Origin of the sequence: Paraburkholderia sp. (assembly GCF_047605525.1) — a bacterium.
Lineage (GTDB): Bacteria > Pseudomonadota > Gammaproteobacteria > Burkholderiales > Burkholderiaceae > Paraburkholderia.
Genome location: NZ_JASGFN010000014.1, coordinates 101,600 through 126,372, shown reverse-complemented (window position 1 = coordinate 126,372; position 24,773 = coordinate 101,600). Strand labels below are relative to the sequence as shown.

General features: G+C 63.5%; 22 protein-coding genes. 13 read left to right on the top strand and 9 right to left on the bottom strand.

The window, feature by feature from the left end:
- Nucleotides 1–6 precede the first annotated feature (6 nt).
- From QM685_RS20850 to garD, 5 genes are all read right to left on the bottom strand, one after another.
- On the bottom strand, nt 7–486 hold the full coding sequence (locus QM685_RS20850) for a TRAP transporter small permease (RefSeq protein WP_415118834.1): 480 nt from the start codon (nt 484–486) through the stop codon (nt 7–9).
- 177 nt (nt 487–663) lie between these two features.
- Entirely contained in the window at nt 664–1,656 is a 993-nt protein-coding gene (locus QM685_RS20845; protein WP_415118832.1) for a TRAP transporter substrate-binding protein, read from the bottom strand.
- A 603-nt stretch (nt 1,657–2,259) separates the two neighbouring features.
- A complete protein-coding gene (locus QM685_RS20840) occupies nt 2,260–3,171 on the bottom strand; it encodes an SMP-30/gluconolactonase/LRE family protein (RefSeq protein WP_415118830.1) in 912 nt (303 codons plus the stop codon).
- The gene (locus QM685_RS20835) at nt 3,171–4,034 is read right to left on the bottom strand and encodes an NAD-dependent epimerase/dehydratase family protein (protein ID WP_415118828.1); all 864 of its coding nucleotides are present in this window, start codon (nt 4,032–4,034) and stop codon (nt 3,171–3,173) included. Before QM685_RS20835 ends, QM685_RS20840 begins: the two co-directional genes overlap by 1 nt.
- 74 nt (nt 4,035–4,108) lie before the next feature.
- Complete coding sequence (garD, locus tag QM685_RS20830; protein ID WP_415118826.1) at nt 4,109–5,698, bottom strand: galactarate dehydratase; 1,590 nt, start codon at nt 5,696–5,698, stop codon at nt 4,109–4,111.
- A gap of 257 nt (nt 5,699–5,955) precedes the next feature.
- Between garD and kdgD the strand changes: the two genes are divergently transcribed.
- The 3 genes from kdgD (at nt 5,956) to QM685_RS20815 (ending at nt 9,335) form a co-directional block, all read left to right on the top strand.
- The gene (gene kdgD, locus QM685_RS20825; protein WP_415118824.1) at nt 5,956–6,873 is read left to right on the top strand and encodes a 5-dehydro-4-deoxyglucarate dehydratase; all 918 of its coding nucleotides are present in this window, start codon (nt 5,956–5,958) and stop codon (nt 6,871–6,873) included.
- Between the two features lie 164 nt (nt 6,874–7,037).
- Nucleotides 7,038–8,414 (top strand): MFS transporter, encoded by a 1,377-nt coding sequence (locus tag QM685_RS20820; protein WP_415118822.1) that lies wholly within the window; start codon nt 7,038–7,040, stop codon nt 8,412–8,414.
- A gap of 177 nt (nt 8,415–8,591) precedes the next feature.
- Nucleotides 8,592–9,335: a FadR/GntR family transcriptional regulator gene (locus QM685_RS20815; RefSeq protein WP_415118820.1), complete on the top strand. Its 744-nt coding sequence runs from the start codon at nt 8,592–8,594 to the stop codon at nt 9,333–9,335.
- Between the two features lie 90 nt (nt 9,336–9,425).
- Here QM685_RS20815 and QM685_RS20810 read toward each other — a convergent pair whose 3' ends face one another.
- Entirely contained in the window at nt 9,426–11,009 is a 1,584-nt protein-coding gene (locus QM685_RS20810) for an aldehyde dehydrogenase (NADP(+)) (RefSeq protein ID WP_415118818.1), read from the bottom strand.
- A 235-nt stretch (nt 11,010–11,244) separates the two neighbouring features.
- Between QM685_RS20810 and garL the strand changes: the two genes are divergently transcribed.
- The 5 genes from garL to QM685_RS20785 all read left to right on the top strand — a co-directional run bounded on the left by garL (nt 11,245) and on the right by QM685_RS20785 (nt 14,630).
- Nucleotides 11,245–12,045 carry a 2-dehydro-3-deoxyglucarate aldolase gene (garL, locus tag QM685_RS20805; protein WP_415118816.1) on the top strand — a complete coding sequence of 267 codons (801 nt, stop codon included), beginning with the start codon at nt 11,245–11,247 and terminating at the stop codon, nt 12,043–12,045.
- Nucleotides 12,042–12,971, top strand: a complete 930-nt coding sequence (locus QM685_RS20800) for a 2-hydroxy-3-oxopropionate reductase (RefSeq protein WP_415118814.1) — start codon at nt 12,042–12,044, stop codon at nt 12,969–12,971. The genes garL and QM685_RS20800 overlap by 4 nt, the downstream gene beginning before the upstream one ends.
- A gap of 418 nt (nt 12,972–13,389) precedes the next feature.
- Nucleotides 13,390–13,743, top strand: coding sequence for a contact-dependent growth inhibition system immunity protein (locus tag QM685_RS20795; protein ID WP_415118812.1), 354 nt, complete (start codon nt 13,390–13,392; stop codon nt 13,741–13,743).
- A 29-nt stretch (nt 13,744–13,772) separates the two neighbouring features.
- Nucleotides 13,773–14,066, top strand: a complete 294-nt coding sequence (locus tag QM685_RS20790; RefSeq protein ID WP_415118810.1) for a contact-dependent growth inhibition system immunity protein — start codon at nt 13,773–13,775, stop codon at nt 14,064–14,066.
- A gap of 273 nt (nt 14,067–14,339) precedes the next feature.
- Nucleotides 14,340–14,630, top strand: coding sequence for a contact-dependent growth inhibition system immunity protein (locus QM685_RS20785; RefSeq protein WP_415118808.1), 291 nt, complete (start codon nt 14,340–14,342; stop codon nt 14,628–14,630).
- A 236-nt stretch (nt 14,631–14,866) separates the two neighbouring features.
- On the opposite strand, the gene QM685_RS20780 is transcribed toward QM685_RS20785, so the two are convergent.
- Together QM685_RS20780 and QM685_RS20775 are read right to left on the bottom strand one after the other, a co-directional pair.
- Nucleotides 14,867–16,165, bottom strand: coding sequence for an MFS transporter (locus QM685_RS20780; RefSeq protein ID WP_415118806.1), 1,299 nt, complete (start codon nt 16,163–16,165; stop codon nt 14,867–14,869).
- A 29-nt stretch (nt 16,166–16,194) separates the two neighbouring features.
- Nucleotides 16,195–17,001, bottom strand: coding sequence for an NAD-dependent epimerase/dehydratase family protein (locus tag QM685_RS20775; protein ID WP_415118804.1), 807 nt, complete (start codon nt 16,999–17,001; stop codon nt 16,195–16,197).
- 593 nt (nt 17,002–17,594) lie between these two features.
- On the opposite strand from QM685_RS20775, the gene QM685_RS20770 reads away from it, so the two are divergent.
- The 4 genes from QM685_RS20770 (at nt 17,595) to QM685_RS20755 (ending at nt 21,514) form a co-directional block, all read left to right on the top strand.
- Nucleotides 17,595–19,007: a cytochrome ubiquinol oxidase subunit I gene (locus tag QM685_RS20770; protein ID WP_415118802.1), complete on the top strand. Its 1,413-nt coding sequence runs from the start codon at nt 17,595–17,597 to the stop codon at nt 19,005–19,007.
- A 22-nt stretch (nt 19,008–19,029) separates the two neighbouring features.
- Nucleotides 19,030–20,034: a cytochrome d ubiquinol oxidase subunit II gene (cydB, locus tag QM685_RS20765; RefSeq protein WP_415118800.1), complete on the top strand. Its 1,005-nt coding sequence runs from the start codon at nt 19,030–19,032 to the stop codon at nt 20,032–20,034.
- Nucleotides 20,009–20,176, top strand: a complete 168-nt coding sequence (locus QM685_RS20760) for a hypothetical protein (protein WP_415118798.1) — start codon at nt 20,009–20,011, stop codon at nt 20,174–20,176. Before cydB ends, QM685_RS20760 begins: the two co-directional genes overlap by 26 nt.
- Nucleotides 20,177–20,713: 537 nt before the next feature.
- Nucleotides 20,714–21,514: a response regulator transcription factor gene (locus QM685_RS20755; protein WP_415118796.1), complete on the top strand. Its 801-nt coding sequence runs from the start codon at nt 20,714–20,716 to the stop codon at nt 21,512–21,514.
- An 84-nt stretch (nt 21,515–21,598) separates the two neighbouring features.
- Here QM685_RS20755 and QM685_RS20750 read toward each other — a convergent pair whose 3' ends face one another.
- Nucleotides 21,599–23,485, bottom strand: a complete 1,887-nt coding sequence (locus QM685_RS20750; RefSeq protein WP_415118794.1) for an ATP-binding protein — start codon at nt 23,483–23,485, stop codon at nt 21,599–21,601.
- 434 nt (nt 23,486–23,919) lie between these two features.
- Between QM685_RS20750 and QM685_RS20745 the strand changes: the two genes are divergently transcribed.
- Nucleotides 23,920–24,711, top strand: a complete 792-nt coding sequence (locus QM685_RS20745; protein WP_415118792.1) for a hypothetical protein — start codon at nt 23,920–23,922, stop codon at nt 24,709–24,711.
- Nucleotides 24,712–24,773 lie beyond the last annotated feature (62 nt).

Genomic DNA, 24,773 nt, shown 5'->3' with positions numbered 1-24,773 from the left:
ATTGTTCTACTTTTGTTTCCGGTCGAAGAGCGCGAGCAGATGCTCGGTCGAGAACATCGCGATACAGATGCTCGCGACGATCGGAATGCAATAACGCAGCCCTTCCGGCAAACCGAGGATCGGAATCCGATCGTGTATCGTGGTTTCCGCCATCTCCCAGCAACCGATGAAAACCGTCACCGCGAAAACGATCAGGCAGATGTGTTGAATCCCCGTCACGATGGACTGGCCTGTCGGCGGCAGTTTCTTCACAAACGAGTCGAGCCCGATGTGACCGCCTTCGCGCACTTTGAGCGCGGCGCCGAACATCGCGATCACGATGACGAGCAGCAACGCGATGGGCTCGACGAAATCGGGCGCATCGGCAAAAACGTAGCGCATCACCACGCCATAAATCACGAGCAGACACAGTGAGGCGAGGCTGACCGACGCCACCGCCTGCAACGCGTGGAAAAGAAAATCATTTGGGCGTTTCAGAAAACTCATTGACCCAGTCCTTCTTACGACCGATCTGTCTTGAAAATTCAGCAGTCGTCTCCGGACGCAACCATTGCGCGCGACACGGCACAGCGCGGCGCGAAGCCGGCGGGATCTCCCGCCGCGCAATTCACGCCGCTCAGGCCATAAACGTTGCTGATACGGGTTGCGCCAGGGACGCGAGACTTACTTGATTGCCTGGATTTCGTCGACGATCTGCTTCATTTGCGGCGTCTTTTCGTACTTCGCCCACACCGGCTGCATCGCCTTCACGAAAGCCGCGCGGTCGATCTGCGAAGCCGGGATGATCGTTGCGCCACCCTTCGTGACCGTCTTCTGTGCGTCGGCTTCGCGCGCGGTCCACAGTTTCACGTAGTAAGGCACCGAGTCGACCGCCGCCTTCTTGATGATCTGCTGTTCCTGCGGGCTCAACGTATCCCACACCTTCTTCGAGAACACCACCACTTCCGGCGTCATCGAATGCTCGGTCTCCGAAAAGACGGTTGCGACTTCATAGTGCTTGGTCTCTTCGTACGACGGCAGGTTGTTTTCCGCGCCGTCGACGAGGCCGGTCTTCAGGCCCGTATAGACTTCCGCGAACGGCATCGGGGTCGGCGTGCCGCCCATCGCCTTGATTTCGTCGACCATCAGGTCCGACGGCTGTACGCGCACCTTCACGCCCTTCATGTCAGCCGGCGATTTGATCGGCTTCTTCGCGTACATCGAGCGTGCGCCGCTCTCGTAGAACGTCAGCGCGATCATGCCCTTCGCCGCGAATGCGTCGAGGATCTTCTGGCCTTCCGGGCCATACATCACCTTGCGGAAATGGTCGGTGTCACGGAACAGGAACGGCAGCGACGGGATCATCGATTCCGGCACGATCTCGTTGAACGCCGCGCCGTTGATGCGCCCCATGTCGAGTGCGCCGATGCGGATCTGGTCGATCGTGTCGTTTTCGGAACCGAGCGCGCTGTTGCCGAAGACCTTGATCGAGTCCTTGCCGTTGGTCGCCTTGCTGATCTCGTCACCCATGTACTTCACGGCCATGTTGGTCGGGAAGGTGTCGCCGTGCACGTCCGCGGAGCGGAACACGCGTGCTTCGGCCGACATCGTGCTGAACGCCAGTGCCGCGGCTGCGACGATCATCGAAACACGGGAAGAGGCAAACTTCTTGTTCATCGTGACATTCCTTGAAAAATAGACCATCCCATCGATTGCGGATGTGACATGGTTTTGATGCGTCTCCGGCGCCGCGCTCGCCCCTCGCGGGCTGCGTGCGTGTTGCCGTACTGGCTGTGCAACGTCCCCGGCACAGATATCCAGCACTCCAGCCACTCACTCGACTTCCTTACTTCGATCACGCCAGCGAGCTTTCCGGCCCACATGAAAAAACGTGTTGCCGACGAAAGCCGCCGTATTCGCACTCAAAACCCAAACTCGCAGAAAGCCATTTGTTTGGGCTTATATGTTGTACGACGACATACGAAGTCTATAAAAGCGCTTTTGACTTGTACAGACGGTATTTACCCGCACCCAGGAAAGGACCGGTACTCCTGACCGGCGTGGCATGGGATCAACGCGCGCGCACCACACGGCGCGGCGGGAACACCAATGGGGAAAAGGTCTCGCGAAGTGTTGTTTTTTGAGAGGAAGAACCGAATAATCGCTGCCTTTATATCATTTGTTGTACGACGAGTGACGAATAATCGGCCCTAAAATACGCTGAAAATAAAAACGCCGGGAGAAATGCTTCGTCCCGGCGCATGCGGTGTGCAAGCCTGATTACAGCGGGCCCGCGAATTCGGGCTCGGGCAGCCCGGTCACACCGGGGCGCACCGCGAACACATGGCCGTCATGCTCGCTCGCGCCGTTGCCCGGACGAATCGACGTGACGAACAGCGTGTCCAGACGAGTCCCGCCGAATGCGCACATGGTCGGCTTCACGGCCGGCACCGCGATCTGCCGGTCGAGTTTGCCTTGCGGCGTGAAGCGCAGCAGCAGGCCGGCGTCGTTCGCGCAGATCCAGTAGCAGCCCTCGGCGTCCACCGCGGCGCCGTCGGGACGGCCCGCGTAGTGGTTCAGATCGGCGAACACGCGCCGGTTGCGCGGCTCGCCCGTCTCGACGTCGTAGTCGAACGCCCAGATCAGCCGGCGCAGCGGATGCGAATCGGACAGATACATCGTCGTGCCGTCCGGCGACCAGCCGAGGCCATTCTGCGTGATCAGCGAATCGATGATCGGCGCGGACAACACGCCCTTGCCGTCGAAGCGGTACAGCGCGCCGTCCGGAATCGCCGCCGCCATGTCCTGCACCATCGTGCCGGCCCAGAAGCGCCCTTGCCGGTCGCAGCGACCGTCGTTGAAACGCATGCCGCCGCGCGGGAATTCAGGCGCCGCGAGCTTGCGCACCGTCGCTTGCAACGCTTCGCCAAGCGTGACCGCGAAAAGCCCGCTCTCGCAGCCGGCGAGCACCGTACCCTCACGATTGAACGCGATACAGGCAACCTGCTCCGGCAACTGCCATTCGGTGCGCTCGCCCGTTTCGACGCGCGCCCGCACGATCTTCTTCGCCGGAATGTCGACCCAGTACAGCGCCTGTTCGGCCGCGCGCCAGACCGGGCTTTCGCCCGTCGCCGCGGGCAGCGGCCCGGCTGCTTCGAGCCGCTCCACTTTCAGATTGGCCATCGCGCCCATTATTGCGGCTTCTCCGTCGATTCCCGCTTCGGCTCCATCGGTCCCGCGAGCACGAACGGACCGCCCTGGAAGCGCTGGGTCGGATCGTCGTAACGGGGGTCGGGAGCGGCCGCCGGGAACAGATGCTCGAACTGCTCCGAACTGTCCTTCGGACGGAAGCCGAGGAACGCGGCCTTCGTGTTATCCACCCACGAAATGCGGTTGTTCGATACACCGTACACGATCGCATGGCCGATGCGATTCGTGAACAGCGAGCAGCGCACGAGTTCGATGAAATCGCGATAGCTCAGATACGTGACGAGCATGCGCGCGTTCTTCGGCTGCTCGAACGACGAGCCGATCCGCAGGCACACGGTCTCCAGACCGAAGCGGTCGAAGTAGTAGCGCGACAGCGATTCGCCGAAGCACTTGGTCACGCCGTACAGGCCGTCGGGACGCAGCGGCGAGTCGACATCGACGACCGAGGTCACCGGATGGAAACCCACCGCGTGGTTCGAGCTCGCGTAGATGATGCGCTTCACGCCGTGCTTCTGCGCGGCCGAGTACAGGTTGTACAGGCCGCGGATATTCGCTTCTAGCAGGTCTTCGAACGGCGCCTCGACGGAAATGCCGCCGAGATGCACCACCGCGTCCACGCCTTCGAGCAGCGCGTGAACCGCCGCTTCGTCCGCGAGATCGACGACGGAAGCTTCCTCGTGCGGCGCGGCTTCATCCAGCGAAGCGATGTCGGAGACGCGCACGATGTCGGCCCAGTCGGCAAGCGCGGGGCGCAACTGCTTGCCGAGGTTGCCGGCGGCGCCGGTGAGCAGCAGACGGCGGAAGGGTTTCTTTGCCGCGGAGCGGTCAACATTCGAATCGGTCATGTCTTTTGTTTCTGTGTTTCTGTGATTACAGGCGGATCAGAACCGGATCAACCGGGCAGGTGCCCGATCAAGCGTCAGGTCACCGGCGCCGGGTTGAACAGCGTCAGCGCATTATGAAGCTTGAGCTTTTCCGCGCAGGTCTCCTTACGGCCGCTCGCGACTTCGAGCATCAGATGGAACAACTCCCAGCCCACCTCCTCGATGCTGGACTGGCCGGTCGCGATCGTACCCGCGTTGATGTCCATCAGATCGAACCAGCGGCGCGCGAGGTCCGAGCGCGTCGCGACCTTGATGACGGGCACTTCGGCGAGGCTGTACGGCGTGCCGCGGCCGGTCGTGAACACATGCAGCGTGATGCCCGAGGCGACCTGCAGCGTGCCGCAGATGAAGTCGCTGGCCGGCGTCGCCGCGTAGATCAGGCCCTTCTGGTTGACCTTCTCGCCCGGCGACAGCACGCCGGAGATCGCCGAGTTGCCGGACTTGATGATCGAGCCCATCGCCTTTTCGACGATGTTCGACAGGCCGCCCTTCTTGTTGCCGGGCGTCGTGTTCGCGCTGCGATCCGCGCCGCCGCGCTTCAGATAATTGTCGTACCACTGCATCTCGCGGATGATCGCCTGCGCGACGTCCGCGTTGGCCGCGCGCGCGGTGAGCTGATCGACGCCGTCGCGCACTTCGGTCACTTCGGAGAACATCACCGTCGCGCCGGCGCGCACCAGCAGGTCGGTCGCGAAGCCGACGGCCGGGTTCGCGGTCAGGCCCGAGAACGCGTCGCTGCCGCCGCACTGCACGCCGACGACGAGATCGGATGCCGGGCAGGTTTCGCGGCGGCGGTTGTTCAGGCGCCTGAGATGCCCGTCGGCCATCCGCATGATCGACTCGATCATCGACTGGAAGCCGACGTGCGATTCGTCCTGCAGCACGACGACGTCGCCGTTCTGGTCCAGCGCGACGTCACCGACGTCGGCGACGTCGTCGACGAGCGCGGCCGCCGCGATCGGAATCGTGCCCGGTGGCATCAGACGCTCGGGCTGCAACTTCTCGCAGCCGAGGCTCACCATCATCACCTCGCCGCCGAAATTCGGGTTCAGCGCGATGTTGCGCACGGTGCGGATCGGCACCATCGCGTCCGGCGCGTCGATCGCCACGCCGCAGCCGTAGGTGTGGCCGAGGCTCACCACGTCGTCGACATTCGGATATTTCGGTAGCAGCTCGGCCTTGATGCGCGTGACCGCGTGCTGAACCACGTCGGCGACGCACTGCACGGTGGTCGTGATCGCGAGGATGTTGCGGGTGCCGACCGAGCCGTCCGCGTTGCGGTAGCCCTCGAACGTATAGCCGTCGAGCGGCGGCATGTCCGGCGCCTTCGTCGTTGCGATCGGCAGGTCTTCGAGTCCCGGCGGGCTCGGCATGCGAATCACGTGCTCGTTGATCCAGCTCCCCTTCGGCAGCGCCTTCAGCGCGTAGCCGATCACCACGTTGTAGCGGATGACCTCGTCGCCCTCGGCCAGATCGGCCAGCGCGACCTTGTGGCCCTGCGGCACGCGCTCGCGCAGCCTGAGGCCGTCCGGGAATACCGCGCCCTCGCCCAGACCGCCGTCGTTGACGACGATCGCGACGTTGTCGTTGGGATGAACGCGTATGTAGAGCGGAGTGTGTTCCATTGATCGATCCTTAGGGCCCTATAAGCCTGCTGCGCGGGCTAATCATACGTCATCCTACAACACGAAAACTTGCCCAGACGTTCCGTATTTACCCTATAGGGTGGATTATGCCGTGAAAATCCCGTTGAGTTACTGGATTTGTTGTTGTACGATGACGTATAAGAAATTTAAATTTCTACTGAATTTCTACTAGTACGAATCTGGCTCGTGCTAGTCGACAAGACTAATCGACCCATACCGACGCCTGGATACTCATCATGACGACACCGCAGGAACTCAAGCAGATCGTTTCGGAAGGCCTCCTGTCCTTCCCCGTTACCGACTTCGACGCCCAGGGCGACTTCCGCGCCGACACTTACGCCAAGCGCCTCGAATGGCTCGCGCCGTACGGCGCCTCGGCACTGTTCGTCGCCGGCGGCACGGGCGAATTCTTCTCGCTGACGCAAGACGACTACTCGAACGTCGTGCGCACCGCGACCGAAGTCTGCAAGGGCAAGGTGCCGATTCTCGCCGGCGCCGGCGGCCCGACCCGCGTCGCGATCGCCTACGCGAAGGAAGCCGAACGCCACGGCGCGCAAGGCATCCTGCTGATGCCGCACTACCTGACCGAGGCGAGCCAGGAAGGCATCGCGGTGCACGCCGAAGAAGTCTGCAAGGCCGTGCCGAACATGGGCGTCATCATCTACAACCGCGCGAACTCGAAGCTCAACGCCGACATGCTCGAGCGTCTGGCCGAGCGCTGCCCGAACCTGATCGGCTTCAAGGACGGCGTGGGCGAGATCGAAAACATGGTGACGATCCGCCGCCGCCTCGGCGACCGCTTCTCGTACCTCGGCGGCCTGCCGACCGCGGAAGTCTATGCCGCCGCCTACAAGGCGCTGGGCGTGCCGGTGTACTCGTCGGCGGTATTCAACTTCATTCCGAAGACCGCCATGGCGTTCTACCGCGCGATCGCCGCTGACGACCACGCAACGGTCGGCAAGCTACTCGACGAATTCTTCCTGCCGTACCTGAAGATCCGCAACCGCCGCGCAGGCTACGCGGTCAGCATCGTCAAGGCGGGCGCGAAGCTGGTCGGCCACGACGCGGGTCCGGTGCGCGCGCCGCTGACCGATCTGACGCCGGAAGAAATGGAACAGCTCGACGCGCTGATCAAAAAGCTCGGAGCGCAGTAACACATCGGCGTCACGGCTTGCGCGAAGCGCGCCAGCCCTACGAACGCGGGCCGCGCGGACGGCCCCGTCGCGAGCGCCCGGCACGGCAACGTCGCCGGGCGTTTCTGCTTTTGCACGACAGATGCTTTTGCACGACAGACAACACAAAACCCAGGAGATGACCCATGGACATGAGCCGCCCGGCCGGTTCCACTCATGCCGCCAACAGCGCCAGCAGCGCCGATGCGTCGGCGCGCACCAAGGTCCGCTACGCCATTCTGCTGCTGATCTTTCTGATCACCACGCTCAACTACGCGGATCGCGCGACGCTGTCCGTCACCGGCTCCGCGATGCGCGCGGCATTCAGCCTCGACGCGATCCGCATGGGCTATATCTTCTCCGCGTTCAGTTGGGCCTACGTGCTGTCGCAACTGCCGGCGGGCTGGCTGCTCGATCGCTTCGGCGCGCGGCGCGTGTACGCGGCGAGCATCTTCTCGTGGTCGCTGTTCACGTTGCTGCAAAGCTCGATCGGGCTGCTCGGCAGCGCCGGCGCCGCGATCACCGCGCTGTTCGCGCTGCGCTTCGCGATGGGCGCGGCCGAATCGCCGGCGTTCCCGGCTAATGCGAAGGTCGTCGCGAGCTGGTTTCCGACCAACGAGCGCGGCACCGCGTCGGCGATATTCAACGCCGCGCAATACTTCGCCGCAGTCGTGTTCACGCCGCTGATGGCGTGGCTCACCCACGCGTTCGGCTGGCACTCGGTCTATGTCGTGATGGGCGTGATCGGGCTGCTGCTCGCGCTCACGTGGCTCAAGGCGATGAAGAACCCCGCCGACCACCCGCGCGTGTCGCGCGCCGAACTCGAATACATCGAGCAAGGCGGAGGCCTCGTGGGCGGCGCGCGCAGGACGAGTCCCGACGACGTGTCGAAGGCCGGCGGCTGGGCGCTCGTGCGCCAGCTGCTCGGCAACCGCATGCTGCTCGGCGTCTATCTCGCGCAGTACTGCATCAACGTGCTCACGTACTTCTTCCTGACCTGGTTTCCGATCTATCTCGTGCAGGCGCGCGGCATGACGATCCTGCACGCGGGCCTCGTGGCTTCGCTGCCGGCGATCTGCGGTTTTCTCGGCGGGGTGCTCGGCGGCGTGCTGTCGGACGGACTGATCCGCCGCGGCGCGTCGCTGACGGTCGCGCGCAAGGTGCCGATCGTCGGCGGGATGCTGCTGTCGACCTGCATCATCGGCTGCAACTACGTGTCGACCGACTGGATCGTCGTCGCGCTGATGTCGCTCGCGTTCTTCGGCAAGGGTATCGGCGCGCTCGGCTGGGCGGTGGTCGCCGATACGTCGCCGAAGGAAGCGCTGGGTCTGTCCGGCGCGATCTTCAACATGTTCGGCAACGTCGCCGGCATCGTCACGCCGATCGTGATCGGCTATCTGGTCGCGCGCTCGGGTTCGTTCAACGGCGCGCTCGTGTTCGTCGGCGCGAATGCGCTGCTCACGGTGATCAGCTATCTCGTGATCGTCAAGGACATCAGGCGCGTCGAATTGCGCGAAGCGTGAGCCCGTCGCAGTTATCGTACTTCCACCCGCTCAGGCAGGCGCGCCGCCGAACGGGCACCCGCCGATATCTGTGATATTTGCGCCTAAAATGATCAGGCGCTTATATAATCAGTCATCAGACGACGATATAATGAAACGCAGGTATCTCAGCAAACTTCCGATCAAGGAGCGTTTTCGATGGCTACACCACTAGCATCCGCGGCACCGCCACGACGCGCTCGCAATCTTGCCGAGTTCGTCGTCAACTACGTCACCGAGCAGATCACGGCCAACGTGCTGAAACCCGGCGACAAACTCCCGACCGAATCGCAGTTGATGAACACGCTGAGCGTCAGCCGCACGGTGATTCGCGAGGCAATTTCACGTCTGCAGGCAGGCAAGGTCATCGAGACGCGGCACGGTATCGGTAGCTTCGTGCTCGAGCCGCAGCGCGAAAAGCTCGGCATCGACATGGTGCCGGCCACCACGCTGCGCGACGTGCTGTCCATTCTCGAGCTGCGCATCAGCCTCGAAACCGAATGCGCGGGTCTCGCCGCGCAACGCGCGAAGCCGGACGACCTCGAACGCATGCGCGTCGCGCTCGACGCAATCGAAGCCACGCGCCACAACGGGCTCGACAGCGTGGACGCGGACCTGCAGTTCCACATCTCGGTTGCGCGCGCGACGGGCAACCGCTATTTCGTCGACATCCTCTCGCAGATGGGCAGCGCGCTGATTCCGCGCAACCGGCTCGATTCGGCCGGCATTGCGCGCGCCGATCCGGCCGCGTATCTGACGCTCGTCAATCTCGAACACGAGAGCATTCTCGAAGCGATCACGCGGCACGACGCGGAAGGCGCGCGCGCGGCAATGCGCATGCATCTGTCGAATAGCCGTGAACGGCTGCGTCGCGCGAATGAGGCGAACGACGCGAATAGCTGATTGCGCGTAGGGTGCGGATAAAAAAAATGGCCGGGAAATTTCCTGGCCATTTTTTTTGCTGCGGTGCTCCCCTCAGGGCAGACTCATGCGTTAGCCACGCGTGAGCTCGCCGTCCCGACGGCGCCACAGTTCCAGCGGATTGCCGTCGGCCAGTGGCTGCGGCAGCAGTTCAGCCGGGAAATCCTGGTAGCACACCGGGCGCAGGAAGCGATCGATCGAGGTCGTGCCGACCGACGTCGCGCGGCTGTCCGACGTTGCCGGGAACGGGCCGCCGTGAACCATCGCGTGACACACTTCGACGCCGGTCGGGAAGCCGTTGACCAGAATCCGGCCCGCCTTGCGTTCGAGAATCGGCACGAGCTTGCGCGCGGCCGCGAGGTCGGCGTTGTCCATCTGCAGCGTCGCGGTCAACTGGCCGGCGAAGTGCTCGGCCACCTTCAGCATGTCCTGCTCGTCCTTGCAGCGGATGATCGTCGAGGCCGGGCCGAACACTTCGTCTTCGAGCGCCGGGTTCGCGAGGAACGTCTGCGCGTCGGTCACGAACAGCGCCGCGCACGCCTGCGTCGGGCCGCTTGCGGCGACGCCGCGCGCCACCACTTCGACGCCCTTCGTCGCAGCGAGCTTGCTCTCGCCGTCTTCATAGGCGGCGTGGATGCCCGAAGTCAGCATGGTCTGCGCCGGCTTGGCCGCGAGCGCTTCCGATGCCGTCGCGACGAAGCCCTTCAGCGCGTCGCCGTCGATCGCGATCGCGAGGCCCGGGTTCGTGCAGAACTGGCCCGCGCCGAGCACGAGCGAGTCGACGAAACCGCGCGCGATGCTCTCGCCGCGCGCCGCCAGCGCGTTCGGCAGCAGGAACACCGGGTTGATGCTGCTCATTTCGGCGTAAACCGGAATCGGCTCGGGACGCGCCGCCGCGACGCGCATCAGCGACGTGCCGCCCGCGCGCGAACCGGTGAAGCCGACCGCCTTGATGGCCGGATGCGCGACCAGCGCCTCGCCGACCGAGCTACCCGCGCCGACGATCATCGAGAACACGCCTTCCGGGAGATCCATTTCCTGCGCGACGCGCTGGATCACGCGGCCCACCAGTTCCGACGTGCCGAGGTGCGCGCGGTGCGCCTTCACGACGACCGGGCAGCCGGCCGCGAGCGCCGCGGCGGTGTCGCCGCCCGCCACCGAAAACGCGAGCGGGAAGTTGCTGGCACCGAACACGGCGACCGGGCCGAGCGCGATTTTCTGCATGCGCAGATCCGAGCGCGGCAGCGGCTTGCGATCCGGCAGCGGCGAATCGAGCGTGGCATTGAGCCACTGGCCCGAGCGCACGGTCTGCGCGAACAGTTTGAGCTGGCCGGTGGTACGGCCGCGCTCGCCTTCGAGACGCGCCTTCGGCAGACCGGATTCCGCCTGCGCGCGCTCGATCAGCTCGTCGCCAAGCGCGCTGATGCCATCGGCGATACGATCGAGAAACTCGGCGCGCACCGCGAGCGGCAGTTGACGATACGGGTCGAACGCCTGTTGCGCGAGCGCGCAGGCCTCTTCGACATTGGCGACGGTGCCGCTGCCGAACACCGGTTCGGCAATCTCGGAACCCGTGGCAGGATTGAATGCGCGCAGCGGTTTTTCCGCGCCGCGCACCGCTTTGCGACCGATCAGCATTTCGCCGGTAACAGGCATTTTTGCTTTCCTCAAATGAAGGCTTAAGATATAGGTCATCCTACAACACCGTGGGGACTCCATGCAACCCAAAAAGCTTGTCGGAAGGAGATATTCGGGTTTACGTGGCCGTTACAACGTGCGGCGTCGATGCTAATCTGCCACCAGATGTACGACGACTTATAACTTCATTTTATCGCGTTATCTGGCGCCGTTTCAGCTTTTCCCGATCCATCGCAGTTCGAGGAGATACCGCATGCCCGCCGTCACGCCTTACCAGTCCTTGCCCAACCGCTTCCGGCACGCGGTGCGCGGCGGAGAAACCCAGATCGGCTGCTGGGCGTCGCTCGCCAGTCCGATCGCCACCGAGCTGCTTGGCACGATCGGCTTCGACTGGATGCTGCTGGACGCCGAGCACGCGCCCAACGACGTACTCACGCTGATCCCGCAACTGATGGCGCTCAAGGACAGCGGCAGCGCCCCGGTCGTGCGGCCGCCGGCCAACGACAGCGTCGTCATCAAGCGCTTTCTCGACAGCGGCTTCTCGAACTTCCTCGTGCCGTTCGTCGACAGCGCCGCCGACGCCGCCCGCGCCGTCGCGTCGACACGCTACCCGCCGCAAGGCATCCGCGGCGTGTCGGTCGGCCATCGCGGCAACCGCTACGGCACCGTGGCCGACTACTTCAGCGTCGCCAACGACAACGTCTGCGTGATCCCGCAGATCGAAAGCCGCAAGGCAGTCGACGCAATCGACAGTATTCTGGCGGTGGACGGCATCGACGCGGTCTTCATCGGCCCGTCCGATCTCGCGGCGTCGTACGGCCAGCTCGGCAACGCGGGCCATCCCGATGTGCAGCAGGCAATCGCGCACGTGTTCGAGCGCGCGCAAGCGGCCGGTAAATCGAGCGGCATTCTCGCGCCGGTGCAAGCCGACGCGGAACGTTATCTGTCGATGGGCGCGCGCATCGTCGCGGTCTGCGCGGATCTGGGGCTGCTCAAAGGCGCCGCGCAAGCGGTACAGAAACACTTCATGCAGAAACCGGCGGGTGAGGCTTGAACGCCACCGCCACGACATCTTCGGAGCATTCCATGAAAAAAGCAGGCTTTATCGGACTCGGCATCATGGGCAAGCCCATGGCCGCCAACATTCTGAAGAACGGCGTGCCGCTCGCCGCATTCACGCGCAGCGGCGTGCCCGACGAGCTCACCCAGGCCGGCGCCGTCGCATGCGACTCCCCGGCGGCGGTGGCCGCGCACGCGGACGTGATCTTCGTGATGGTGCCGGACACGCCGGACGTCGAGAAGGTCCTGTTCGGCGAGAACGGTCTGGCGAGCGCACTGCGCGCGGGTCAGATCGTGGTCGATATGAGCTCGATCTCGCCGATGGCGACGCGCGAGTTCGCGGCGCGCGTGCGCGATGCCGGCGCCGACTATCTCGACGCGCCGGTATCGGGCGGCGAAGTCGGCGCGAAGGCCGGTTCGCTGACGATCATGGTCGGCGGCGAGCAAGCCACGTTCGATACCGTCAAGCCGCTCTTCGACATGATGGGCAAGAACGTCACGCTGATCGGCGCGGTCGGCGCGGGCCAGGTGTGCAAGGTCGCGAACCAGGTGATCGTCGCGGCGACCATCGAGGCGGTCGGCGAAGCACTGCTGCTCGCGTCGAAGGCCGGTGTCGACGCGGCGCGCGTGCGTGAGGCGCTGATGGGCGGCTTCGCGTCGTCGCGCATTCTCGAAGTGCACGGCGAGCGCATGACCAAACGCTCGTTCGATCCGGGCTTTCGCATCGAGCTGCACCAGAAGGACCTGAACCTCGCGTTGTCGACCGCGCAGGCGCTCGGCGTGTCGCTGCCGAACACCGCCACCTGCCAGGCACTCTTCAATGCGTGCGTCGCGCACGGCGGCAAGGCGTGGGATCACTCCGCGATGGTGCGTGCGCTGGAAGTGCTCGCCAATCACGAGATCGGGCAGAAGACCGCTTGATTTAACGGACGCGACATATGCGTCGCGCCGCCAGGCGCGCATATGCGCCCGTTGCGATCGGGCTTGCCGTCCGTCTTCATGTGACTGATTGTGACTGATGGCTGGCTCGATCGCACTTCGCCGTCTGATCATCGCGCGTAGTCCGCACGCGATGCCCTCCTCGCCTCCCAAGCGGTAAAAGCCTCACGCCATCGCGTCTCTCAAGACCGGCGCCCACTCCTACGCTTTGGCCAACGTATGACTGTCAGCGATGTGCAGCCTGACGCCCGGTCAGGCGCAAGAATCATCCACCGCCCATTCCCTACCCCTGTGATCGGCTGTTAGCCTCGCGGCCTCAACAACAACGGGCGGAATGGGCAATATCAGGAGTAAAGCGCGCCCATACGGAATAGCGAGGCAGACAGGAAAACTAATGCGGATGAATGAGGTTGTCGTCGCGCTGAAATATCAAAACTGCAATCGTTGGATGAAGGCCAAAACTATGCTGTCAGATCGCTACCCCAAAATTTATCAATTGTTCGGCGCATACCTTAATCAGGATTCTGATTTATGGGGAGATACGATTCCGGAAATTGTTTCGTGCTACAGGAGGGACTGCCCGCGGGAAAACTACCTCGAAATGATTCACGAAATAGATTCGTTCATCAGCGAACATCCGGATGATCTGGACTCGGCGTTCGAAACGGATTACGGACGAGATTTTGACCCGGCGCCATGGGGCTACACGACCGCTTCGTTTCTCGAAGAACTCAAGCGTCTTTTGAGCGAGTAGACAGCCGGTCTGATGCCTTGAGGGTTGCTATGGAAAACGAATCACCTTACCCGAATCTGGACTTATTGATTCACGGCTATTTCAATCAGGATTTCGATTTATGGGGCGACAACGTGCAGGAAATTATCTCCTGCTTCAAGGAGGAGAATGACCAAACTCTTCACACGTTGATCACGGGTGAAATTGACCGCTTTAAGCGCGACCATTCTGCCAACCTAGACGAATATTTTGAAGAAAAATATGGTTTTTACGTTGATCCCGAACCTTGGGGTTACACGATCGCCTCATTCCTTGACGAATTAAAGCGGCTTCTCAGCGAGTAGTCCGCTTGCCGCCACGCGTGAATGATTTCACGCTTCCCGGCACACGCACGCGTGGCGATATTCACATTTCACGTCAGCCACTCCAGCGTGTGACTGTCAGCGATGCGCAGCCTGACGCCCGGTCAGACGCAAGAATCATCCATCGCCCATTCCCTACCCCTGTGATCGGCTGTTAGCCTGGCAGCCTCGAACAATGGTTTTCGTCACACTGAAATACGAAACCTACAACGGCATGCCGTATTACATTCTTACCGCCTACCTTGGATGAGAGAAATGAGTTCGTCAGAGCGCTATCCAGCAATGGACCATCTCTTCAATACATATTTCGGCCAGGACTTCGATCTGTTTGGAGAAACCGTTCCAGAAATTGTCGCGTGTTACAAGAAAGACAGTCCTTACGATTACGAAAATCTGGTTCGTGAAATAGACTCGTTCAGGGGCAACCATCCGGATGACCTGGACGCCACATTTAAACAGTTGTTCGGGCGGGGCTTTCGTCCCGAGGGGTGGGGCTATACGACCGCTTCTCTCCTTGACGAGATACAGCGCCTCCTGAACGAGTAGACAGCCCGTCTGATCCCGGCACAGGCACGCGCGGCGATGTTCGCATTTCACGTCAGCCACTCAATGCGGACTCCAGCCGTCGCCAGGTTTGGCTAGCCACCAATACCTACGGCGCGGCCCCCAGGATCTTGCCAACCGCATCAACCCAGCCAACAAAAAAACGGCGCCCAGTTCATCATGGACGCCGCCTCTTTTCACTCCCGCGTCAACCAGCTAGCGCCGCCCGCCCCTCACTTTCACTTCGCCGTCACCACATCGCCCGCAGCCCACATCGGATCCGGCACCTTGTCCGAGCTCCTCGCCATCAGGCAGACCACAGCCGCGGCGATCAGGTCGAACACGGCGAGCACGACGAACAACGGGCTATAGCCGATCTGCGTGACCAGCACGCCGAACAGCGCGGTGAATGCCGCGGCGCCCAGATAACCGGCCATGCCGCCCATGCCCGTCGCGGTCGCGACTTCGTTCTTGCCGAACATGTCCGACGTGATCGCGTACAGCGCGCCCGACAGCGTCTGGTGCGCGAAGCCGCCGACACACAGCAGCGCCACCGCCATGTACGGGCTCTCGACCAGGCCGATGCACGCCGGCCCGATCATGAACAGCGCGCCGACGACGAACACCAGCTTGCGCGACGTGAACAGCGACACCTTCAGGTATCTGTGAAACAGCGGGCTCAGATAACCGCCGAGCACGCAGCCGATATCGGCGGCGAGGAACGGCATCCACGCGAACATCGCGACTTCCTTCAGGTTCATGTGACGCTCGGTCATCATGTACAACGGGATCCACGCGTTGAACGTTTGCCAGGCCGGCTCGGAAAGAATCCGCGGAATACCGATCGCCCAGAAATCGCGGCTCGAGAGCATCGAGCGCCAGTTACGCTTCGGCGTGTTGACGTCGTCGCTATGCTTCGCTTCCTGGCCGCTCAGAATGTAGTCGCGCTCGGCGTTGCCCAGCAGCTTCTGGTGGCGCGGATGCTTGTAGACGACCATCCACAGCACGCTCCAGACGATGCCCGCCACGCCGACGATCACGAACGCCAGTTGCCACTGGCCGCGCAGCAGCGCCCACACCACCAGCGGCGGCGCGAGCAGCGCGCCGATCGACGAGCCGATGTTGAACCAGCCGATCGCGACCGAACGCTCCCTGGCCGGGAACCACTCGCTCGTCGCCTTCACGCCGGCCGGGATACCCGCCGATTCGGCGAGGCCGAGCAGACCGCGGAACACCGCGAGGCTGCGCCAGCCCGTCGCCCATGCGGCCGCCGCGCACGCCACCGACCACGCAAGCGCGAACACCGCGAAGCCGAGTTTGGTGCCGACCGTGTCGAGCACGAAGCCGGCGACCGGCTGCATGAACGCATAGCAGAGCTGCCATGCCACCACCACGTGCGAATACTGCTCGGTCGTGATGTCGAGGTCTTTCATCAACGTCGGCGCCGCGACCGACAACGTATTGCGCGCCAGGTAATTGATGATCAGCCCGGCCGCGACCAGACCGACCATCCACCAGCGGATGCCCTTGATCTTCATTGCTGCGTCTCCTCGTGATGCACCGCCCGTCAGACCGCCGGGTCTTCCTTGCGCGAATAGTCGATGCCGACGAAACCGCCGCCCTGAAAGCGCTGACCGAGCGCGTCGAGCGGGTTCGGGCGCGACAGGATGTCCGCGGCGTAGTCTTCGGCGTTCTGCTTCGGCTGATAGCCGAGACGCGCGGCGCCGCTGTTGTCCCACCAGCTGCGCGTGTTCGCCGACACACCCCAGATCGTCAGGAAGCCGACGTCTTCCGCCTCGACACAGCGGTCGAGAAAGTGCATCAGGTCCTCATGGCCGAACCAGGTGCTCAGGTGGCGCGGCTCGGTCGGACGCTCGAGGCAGCTACCGATGCGCACGCACACGCTTTCGATACCGTGTTTGTCCCAGTACATTCTCGCGAGCGCCTCGCCCCACACCTTCGAAAGGCCGTAGAAGCCGTCCGGGCGCAGCTCGCAGTCGAGGCTCAGGTGTTCGGTCACCGGATACATGCCGATCGCGTGGTTCGAGCTCGCGAACACGATGCGTTTCACGCCGTTGCGGCGCGCGCCTTCATAGACTTCGACGAGGCCGCGCAGATTGTTCTCGATGATCTCGGGCAGCGGCCGCTCGACGCTCGTGCCGGCGAAGTGGATCAGCACGTCCACGCCGTTGAGCAGCCGGTCGACGACCGCCGGCTCGCGCAGATCGCCGTTCATTACGTCTTCGCCTTCGACGAGCGGCGTCAGGACTTTCGAGCCCGCGGCCGAACGCAACGGAATGCCGCGCGCGACAAATGCAGCACGTACCACGGAGCCGAGCTGACCACCGGCGCCACTCAGGGCAATCTTCTTCATAAGGGATTCCTTTAACTGCGCCGCGCGCGAGATCGTCATGTTGTACGATAACGTACTATCCACGATGACCAGGTGGATTTCAACTAGGCACTTACCCTTAAGTTCAAATAGACGAGCTAGGGAATCTGTTAAGAAACAATGAGGTATGACGCTTCTATTTATGTGACATCGTATAACTAAGATGCTCTCTTATTGGCAAGCGTGTCTCGGATGCGAGACGGGCTTCATCCGTGTGCTTACCAGCTTCGACAACGGCCGCGTCGATTGATGGCGAACGGCGCGACAACGACGCCAACCGGGATATCCGCGCAGTGTGACGCGCATCGTTGCTGCAGCGCGGTCGATTGACGCATCGCGCGCCGCAACGCACGAAACGAGCCGCGCGACGCAATGAAGAAAACTTGATACTCATCAACAGCTTGCCGAACAAATCGGTGCGCGCCGCCTGAAACAAGGTGGTTTTTTGACGCACGCCGCATCGCAACACAATCCCTTTCCATCCCCTACTCTTGCGTCATCTGCCAGCGCAGTGCGCACCGACATCGGTCGACGCGCGTAACTCCGCTCACGCGGCTATCACGCACAACACGATCATGAACTCCGCAATATCGGCATTCGATCTCGCCCGCATTCAATTCGCGTTCACCGTCTCCTTTCACATCGTTTTTCCCGCGCTCAGCATCGGTCTCGCCAGTTTCATCGCCGTTCTCGAATGGCGCTGGCTGAAAACCGGCAAGGCGTACTACAAAGATCTTTGCCTGTTCTGGTCGAAGATCTTCGCAGTGGCCTTCGGCATGGGCGTCGTCTCCGGCGTCGTCATGAGCTATCAGTTCGGCACCAACTGGTCGGGCTTCTCGAGTTTCGCCGGACCCATTACCGGCCCGCTGCTGATGTACGAAGTGATGACCGCGTTCTTTCTCGAAGCGGGCTTCCTCGGCATCATGCTGTTCGGCTGGCAGCGCGTGAGTCCGCGCGCGCACTTCGGCGCGACGTTGATGGTCGCGATCGGCACGCTGATCTCGACGTTCTGGATTCTCGCGTCCAATAGCTGGATGCAGACGCCGCAAGGCTTCGAAGTCGTCAACGGCCAGGTCGTGCCGCTCGACTGGTTCAAGATCATCTTCAATCCGTCATTCCCGTACCGGCTCGCGGATATGGCGCTCGCGGCGTTCATCGTCGCGGCGCTCGTCGTCGCGGCGGCCGGCGCATGGCATCTGCTGCGCGGCCGGCGCGATCCGGCCGTGAAGAAGATGTTCTCGATGGCGCTGTGGCTGCTGCTGATTCTCACGCCGGTCCAGGCGTTCGTCGGCGATCAGCACGGCCTGAATACGCGCAAGTATCAGCCGGCGAAGATCGCGGCGATCGAAGGTCTGTGGAACACCGAAAAAGGCGGCACCGCGCTGAACCTGTTCGGCATCCCCGACATGAAAGCGGAAACCACGCGCTACGCGGTGTCGATTCCGCACCTCGGCAGCCTGATCCTCACGCATAGCTGGGACGGCGAAATTCGCGGCCTGAAGGAATTCCCGCCGCGGGATCGGCCGAATTCGACCGTCGTGTTCTGGAGCTTCCGCATCATGGCCGGGCTCGGCGTGCTGATGATCGCGATGTCGGTCGCGGCCTGGGTATTGCGCCGCCGCGGCCGGCTGTTCGAAGCAAAGTGGTTCCAGCGCCTGTGCGTCGCGATGGGGCCGAGCGGCTTCGTCACGCTGCTGGCCGGCTGGGTCACCACCGAAGCGGGCCGCCAGCCGTGGGTCGTGTACGGCGTGATGCGCACCTCGCAGGCGGTTTCGCCGCTGACCACGCAGCAGGTCGGCCTGTCGCTGATGACGTTCGTGGTCGTCTACTTCCTCGTGTTCGGCACCGGCATCTACTACATGCTGAAGCTGATGCGCAAGGGTCCAGCGCTGCCGGGCAGCACACCTGACGACGTGCCGCAGCCGACGCCCGCGCAGACCGCGCGCCGCCCCCTGTCCGCCGCCGATCAGATGATCGACGCCGTCTAACCCTGCCAGAAGCGAGAAAAAAATGGACGTAACCGTCGTATGGGCCGCGATCATCGCGCTGGGCCTTTTCATGTACGTCGTGCTGGACGGCTTCGACCTCGGCATCGGCATCGTCTTTCCGTTCTTCCCCGATGAAAAAGAACGCGACCTGATGATGAACACGGTCGCGCCGGTATGGGACGGCAACGAAACCTGGCTGGTGCTGGGCGGCGCCGCACTGTTCGCGGTGTTTCCGGTCGTCTATTCGACCGTGCTGTCGGCGCTGTATCTGCCGCTCGTCTTCATGCTCGTGTGCCTGATCTTTCGCGGCGTGTCGTTCGAAATCCGCGCGAAGGCGCGCCGCACGAAGCACCTGTGGGACCTCGCGTTCATCGGCGGCTCGGCGGGCGCGACGTTCTTCCAGGGCATCGTGCTCGGCGCGTTCCTGCAAGGCATCCCGGTGATCGACGGCGCCTACGCCGGCGACGCGTTCGGCTGGCTCACGCCGTTCAGCCTGCTGACGGGCCTCGGGCTCGTCGCCACCTATGCGCTGCTCGGCTGCTGCTGGCTCGTCGCGAAGACCGACGGCGATCTGCAGCGCCGCCTGCATCGCGTCGTGTGGCCGCTCACGCTGGTGCTGCTCGGCTTCATCGCGATCGTGAGCCTGTGGACGCCGCTGATGGATGCGGGCATCGCGCAACGCTGGTTCCACGACGGGATCTTCTATCGACTGCTGCCGGTGCCGTTCCTCGTCGCGATCTGCACGTTCTTCATGCACCGCGCGGTGCGCGCGCGGCATCACAACACGCCGTTCGTGCTCGCGCTGACGCTCGTGCTGCTCGGCTACCTCGGGCTGCTCGTGAGCCTGTGGCCGTACGCGATTCCGTCGAGCATGACGCTGTGGGAAGCCGCCGCGCCGCGCACGAGCCAGACGTTCACGCTGGCCGGCGCGGCGGTGATCCTGCCGATCATCATCGCGTACACGACGATGGGTTACTGGATCTTTCGAGGCAAGGTGCGTCATGGCGACCAACATCACTATCACTGACCCCGCGGGCTCCCGCGCCGCCCGCAAGCTGCCGGGCTGGCTCTGGTTCATCGCGCTCTGGTGCTTCGGCGTGGCCGCGGCGATGTCGCTCGGTTTCGCGTTCAGGCTTCTGATGAATGCGACGTTGTTTGCGGTCGGATAGCGCCGCGCGAATACACGCCAATCAATGCGTTAATTAACGCGCCAATCAGCGGGCATAACCTGCCGGATCGCGCGCGAACCGCTTCAAAAATGGTTCGCGCGACTCGTCTACGTAGCAAGCCGGAACCTATGCGCGAGAGACCTGCCTTACACATCACGTAGCATAGCGAACCATGCCGGCAGCCGGTCACGCGCGTCGAAACGGTCAAGCAAAGCCGCGCGAAGCACGGCAAGGGAGCGGGACAACAGCGGGTCGAAGCGGTACCGGATGCGGCAACGAAGCGGCACTCAACGCGGCGGCGAGCGTGACCAGGACAGCGGCAACGATCCTGGCCACGGCGGCGTCAATAACCGCGCCACCAAAATCGCACGGAAAGCGGCATACGGATCGACTCGCCGGGTGGCCCGGAGATCGACACAGAAGCGCGGGAAAACCGGCCATGATGCGTTTCACGAGAACAGAAGCAGAAGACTTTGCAACAACGCCCCCTGCAATGGCGCCAGCCCTTAACGGACAGGCTCGACTCGCGGAGACATCATGAAGTTTCTTGTGGCCGACGACCATGAACTGATCCGGCAAGGCGTCAAGGGGATGCTGCGCGGTTTCGATCCCGAAGCCCAGTTCGACGAAGCCGATAGCTGGGAAACCCTCGCGACCGCCGCGCGGCCCGATGCGAATCACGATCTCGCGATCGTCGATCTGCATATGCCGGGCATGAGCGGCGCGACGTCGCTCGAAACCCTGCTCAAGGCAAATCCGGCGCTGCCGGTCGTGGTGCTGTCCGCGGAGGAATCACCCGACGAAATGCGCGCGGTGCTGGCGGCCGGCGCGCTCGGCTTCGTGCCGAAGCGGCAGCCCGCCAGCGTGATGCTGAAGGCGATCGAGCTGGTGCTCTCCGGTGGCGCGTATGTGCCGATGGAGGCGCTGAGTCTGCTGGGTTCGCGAGAGACGGCGGCCGCATGCGGAAGCGCCGCGTCGAGCGCCAATGCGGATGCAGTGGCGGCCGGCATGTCCGCCCAGATCGCCGCCGCGCAATCCGCCTCTGCCGCGCCCGCGCCTGGCCAGGCCGCCGCCGGCCGGATCGAACCGCTCACCCAGGTCCCGGCGCTGCAGCCGCATCAGCAGCATTTGCTGGAAAACCTGTCGCCGCGTCAGCAGGACATCATGCGGCTCGTGCATCGCGGCTGGACCAACAAGATGATCGCGCGCGACCTCGGCGTCGCGGAAGGCACCGTCAAGGTGCATCTGTCGGTGATCTTCCGGGCGCTCGGCGTGCATAACCGCTCGACCGCGATTGCGGTGATCAACGGCTGGCTCGAAGCCGGGAAGACGTTGTAGCGTTTCTGGCTGCGGGTTTTCCAGGGCGTCGGGATGGGATGGCGGGCCAGCGCGTTTCGCCGCGCGCCCGGCGCCCGTCCCGGCTTACGGCGAGCCCGCCGCTTCGCGGGACTCGCCGGGTTCACCCGCCCGAACGGCCACGGGGCGCATCACAGCGGCGCCCGCCGCATCCTGTCCCAACGCCGGCGCCCCCGCCTCCCGCCCCTTGTTCAGCTCCGCCTGCTGCCACAGCATTTCGAGCGTGCGCCGCAGACGCGCGGGCGTGACGGGCTTGTGCAGCACGGGAATGCCCTGCGACGCGAGCGCCGCCAGTTCCGCCGACGCCATATCGCCGGTAATCAGCAGGGTTACGACGTTGCCGTGCCCCGTGCGCGCGAGTGCGGCGCGCACCGCCGTCAGCGCCTGCGCGCCGGTGCGGTGATTCGCGAGCTGGTAATCGCACAGCACCGCGTCGGGGACGAAGTCGCCCGCGAGCACCGCGAGCGCTTCGACTTCGTCGCGTACGCCATGCACGCCGCAGCCCCAGCGCTCGAGCAGACTCGCGAGGCCTTCGAGAATCGACGGATCGTCGTCGATGCAGAGCACATTGCGCCCCTGCGCGGCCGAGCCGGCCCCTTCGGAGTCGTTCAGGCTCGAGACGATGCCGCTCGGGTCGCCCGCCTGCACCGGAAAACGGAACACCGAGCCGCGGCCCGGCGCCGAGCGCAGTTGCAGCTCCCCGCCGAGCAGGCCGACGAGGCGCTTCACGGTCGGCAGCCCGAGCCCATGACCCTGGCGCGCATCGCGCTGCGGATTCGCGACCTGATAGAACTCCTCGAAAATGTGCTCGTGCTCCTCCGGCGCAATGCCGACGCCCGAATCGCGCACTTCGACATAGCCGCCCTTCGGCCGTCCCGCGCGCCGCAGACCCAGCCAGATCGCGCCTTCGTCGGTGTAACGCACGGAGTTCGACAGCAGATTGCTCAGCACGCGCTCGAGCAGCACCGGATCGTCGTACACGACCATCGAGGTCGGCGCGATGCGCAGCGCAAGCCCCTTCGCGGCGGCCTGCGGACGATACTGGCTGCCGACCCGCTCGAACAGCTCGGAGAGCCGGAAATGCAGCCGGATCACCTGGGTCACGCCGCTTTCGAGCCGCGCGAGATCGAGCACCTGGTTGAACAACTGGTTCAGCGCCTCGACGTTGTAGACGATATGTCCGGCCGTCTTCGCGTGCTGCGCGGGCGTCGCCGCCGGATCGTTGAGCGACGCCGCGAGCAGGCCGATCGCATGCAGCGGCTGACGCAGATCGTGGCTTGCCGCCGCGAAAAAGCGTGTCTTCGCGAGGCTCGCTTCCTCGGCGACGCGCTTTTGCGCCGCCAGCGATTCCGCGAGGTACTGCTGATCGACGCGGGCCTGCACGACCTGGCGAAACAGCTTGCGGTAGCTCATCGCATAGACGTTGATCGCGCAGAAGAAGAACGCGAGGACGATCGCGAGAATCGTGCGATCGAACGTATGCGAGCCGAAATGCAGCACGATCGACGGAAACAGCAGGAAGGGAATCGAGGTCGAGAAATTCAGCAGATCGAAGCCGTTCGACATGAACACGCCGGCCGCGAGCGTCACGAGCATCACGGTGTGCAACAGCGGCAGATCGGTTTGCGGACTCTGGAACGCGAACCACACCGCGAAGCCCGGTCCGCTGTACAGCAACACGCCGCGCACCGCGTGCAGATAAATCCAGTCGCGCGGCGACACGAGATGCGGATAGCGGCGATTGCAGATCCACAGCGCGAGGCTCGCGCAATTGGCCGCCGCATAAAAGCCGAAGCATGCGATAAAGAGCGGCGGCGACGGCACGTGCGGCCAGTAGATCGCGACCAGCACCGCGATCGAAAACCAGTGCGAAAAGAAAGCAATCGGATCCTGCGCGTACAGCACGCGCACCACGTCTTCGTCGATTGCCCGCTGAATCGGGTCGGCCCGCATCACGCGGTCTCCTTTGTCGATCGGAGTGAGCGCTCGAGCACTTACTCCGATCCCATGCAGTTTTATCGGTGTCGGGGCTCGGCGACTTCGTCAAGGCGACCGGGCTCTGGCTCGATTGCACGCGAGCCGCCCAAAGTCGCGCAAAACCCCGCCGGATCCCCGTGAATCCGCGCGGCACCCCATTCCACGCGGCGCGGCTTTCCCCTGCGCCGCCTGCGCCGGCTACCCACTCCTCAGACGAATCGGTTACAACTCGTCAGAAGGTTTACCCGGCAGTTTACCCATCAGCTAACACTTAATCCATATAGGCGAAGGCCTTGCCGCGAACCATACTGCATTCACGTTTCAGCGCGGCATCTCAGGCGGCATCCCACGCCTGGCGGCTCACCGCCCGGTTCCCGCGCTCCCTGTCCCACCCCTTGACGGAGGTTTCCATGGGCGCAGTCCCGAGCTACGAGTTCGCCCGCCAACTCGACGACGCGATCCTGCCCGACCTGTGGCGCAGGCGCACCCGCTTGTCCGCGGACGAAATGGTGTCGATGGTCGAACTGGTCAAGCGTGCATTGCGGACCTACCACCCGCTCGAATTGCAGGCGCTCGGCGAAGACAAGGAAGAACTGGTCGCGCAGTTCATCTACGCGAAGGTGCTGCGCCTCGCGCCCGGCCACACCGAAACGAGCGCCTGCGCCGACAGCGCGCCGTCCAACAGCTACGCGGTGTGCGCGTATTTTCGCCGCTATCTGATCGACTGCCTGCGCAGCGCGTGCCATCAGCGCAACGTGTCGATGGAAAACGAAGGCATGACGCAGGAAATCGATCTGCACGCGCAGGCGCTCGAGGATCCGGTGCAAAGCGTGCTGCTGCAGTATGGCCTCGACGAACAGCGCGTACGGTGCGCGGCGCGCGAGTTCATCGAAGGTCTCGACGAACCCGAGCGCATCGTGCTGGCCGGCAGCCTCGGCTGGTGCTCGGAAGGAAAAGGCGGGCTCTCGGCGGTGGCGGCTCAGCATCGGGTCCCCTCTTATCACTATCGCGCCGTCAAACTCGGCGTCACGATGAAAAAGACGGCCGGCGCCGGCGAATTTTCCAATACGAAGATCGGCCGCTGGCTCACCGACGTGCTCGGCATCGAGATCGACATCGAAAATCGCGCGGCGATCCTGATCGCGCTGAATCTGCTCGCGGCCGAATCGAGCGATAGCGAAATGAATGAAGTGGCCGCGTAACAGGCCACGGGAGACCACGGGGAAATAACTCGAGAGGGCGCATCAAAGGCTCCTGACTACCC

Excerpts from the sequence above, each read along its gene's own strand:
- QM685_RS20835 (WP_415118828.1), bottom strand. The coding sequence starts at position 4,034 with ATGACCGATTCGAATGTTGACCGCTCCGCGGCAAAGAAACCCTTCCGC.
- QM685_RS20845 (WP_415118832.1), bottom strand. The coding sequence starts at position 1,656 with ATGAACAAGAAGTTTGCCTCTTCCCGTGTTTCGATGATCGTCGCAGCC.
- QM685_RS20745 (WP_415118792.1), top strand. The coding sequence starts at position 23,920 with ATGGGCGCAGTCCCGAGCTACGAGTTCGCCCGCCAACTCGACGACGCG.
- QM685_RS20810 (WP_415118818.1), bottom strand. The coding sequence starts at position 11,009 with ATGCCTGTTACCGGCGAAATGCTGATCGGTCGCAAAGCGGTGCGCGGC.
- QM685_RS20750 (WP_415118794.1), bottom strand. The coding sequence starts at position 23,485 with ATGCGGGCCGACCCGATTCAGCGGGCAATCGACGAAGACGTGGTGCGC.
- QM685_RS20770 (WP_415118802.1), top strand. The coding sequence starts at position 17,595 with ATGAACTCCGCAATATCGGCATTCGATCTCGCCCGCATTCAATTCGCG.
- garD (WP_415118826.1), bottom strand. The coding sequence starts at position 5,698 with ATGGAACACACTCCGCTCTACATACGCGTTCATCCCAACGACAACGTC.
- QM685_RS20755 (WP_415118796.1), top strand. The coding sequence starts at position 20,714 with ATGAAGTTTCTTGTGGCCGACGACCATGAACTGATCCGGCAAGGCGTC.
- QM685_RS20780 (WP_415118806.1), bottom strand. The coding sequence starts at position 16,165 with ATGAAGATCAAGGGCATCCGCTGGTGGATGGTCGGTCTGGTCGCGGCC.
- QM685_RS20760 (WP_415118798.1), top strand. The coding sequence starts at position 20,009 with ATGGCGACCAACATCACTATCACTGACCCCGCGGGCTCCCGCGCCGCC.
- cydB (WP_415118800.1), top strand. The coding sequence starts at position 19,030 with ATGGACGTAACCGTCGTATGGGCCGCGATCATCGCGCTGGGCCTTTTC.
- QM685_RS20790 (WP_415118810.1), top strand. The coding sequence starts at position 13,773 with ATGGAAAACGAATCACCTTACCCGAATCTGGACTTATTGATTCACGGC.
- QM685_RS20840 (WP_415118830.1), bottom strand. The coding sequence starts at position 3,171 with ATGGGCGCGATGGCCAATCTGAAAGTGGAGCGGCTCGAAGCAGCCGGG.
- QM685_RS20775 (WP_415118804.1), bottom strand. The coding sequence starts at position 17,001 with ATGAAGAAGATTGCCCTGAGTGGCGCCGGTGGTCAGCTCGGCTCCGTG.
- kdgD (WP_415118824.1), top strand. The coding sequence starts at position 5,956 with ATGACGACACCGCAGGAACTCAAGCAGATCGTTTCGGAAGGCCTCCTG.
- QM685_RS20795 (WP_415118812.1), top strand. The coding sequence starts at position 13,390 with ATGAATGAGGTTGTCGTCGCGCTGAAATATCAAAACTGCAATCGTTGG.
- QM685_RS20820 (WP_415118822.1), top strand. The coding sequence starts at position 7,038 with ATGGACATGAGCCGCCCGGCCGGTTCCACTCATGCCGCCAACAGCGCC.
- QM685_RS20850 (WP_415118834.1), bottom strand. The coding sequence starts at position 486 with ATGAGTTTTCTGAAACGCCCAAATGATTTTCTTTTCCACGCGTTGCAG.
- QM685_RS20785 (WP_415118808.1), top strand. The coding sequence starts at position 14,340 with ATGAGTTCGTCAGAGCGCTATCCAGCAATGGACCATCTCTTCAATACA.
- QM685_RS20815 (WP_415118820.1), top strand. The coding sequence starts at position 8,592 with ATGGCTACACCACTAGCATCCGCGGCACCGCCACGACGCGCTCGCAAT.
- garL (WP_415118816.1), top strand. The coding sequence starts at position 11,245 with ATGCCCGCCGTCACGCCTTACCAGTCCTTGCCCAACCGCTTCCGGCAC.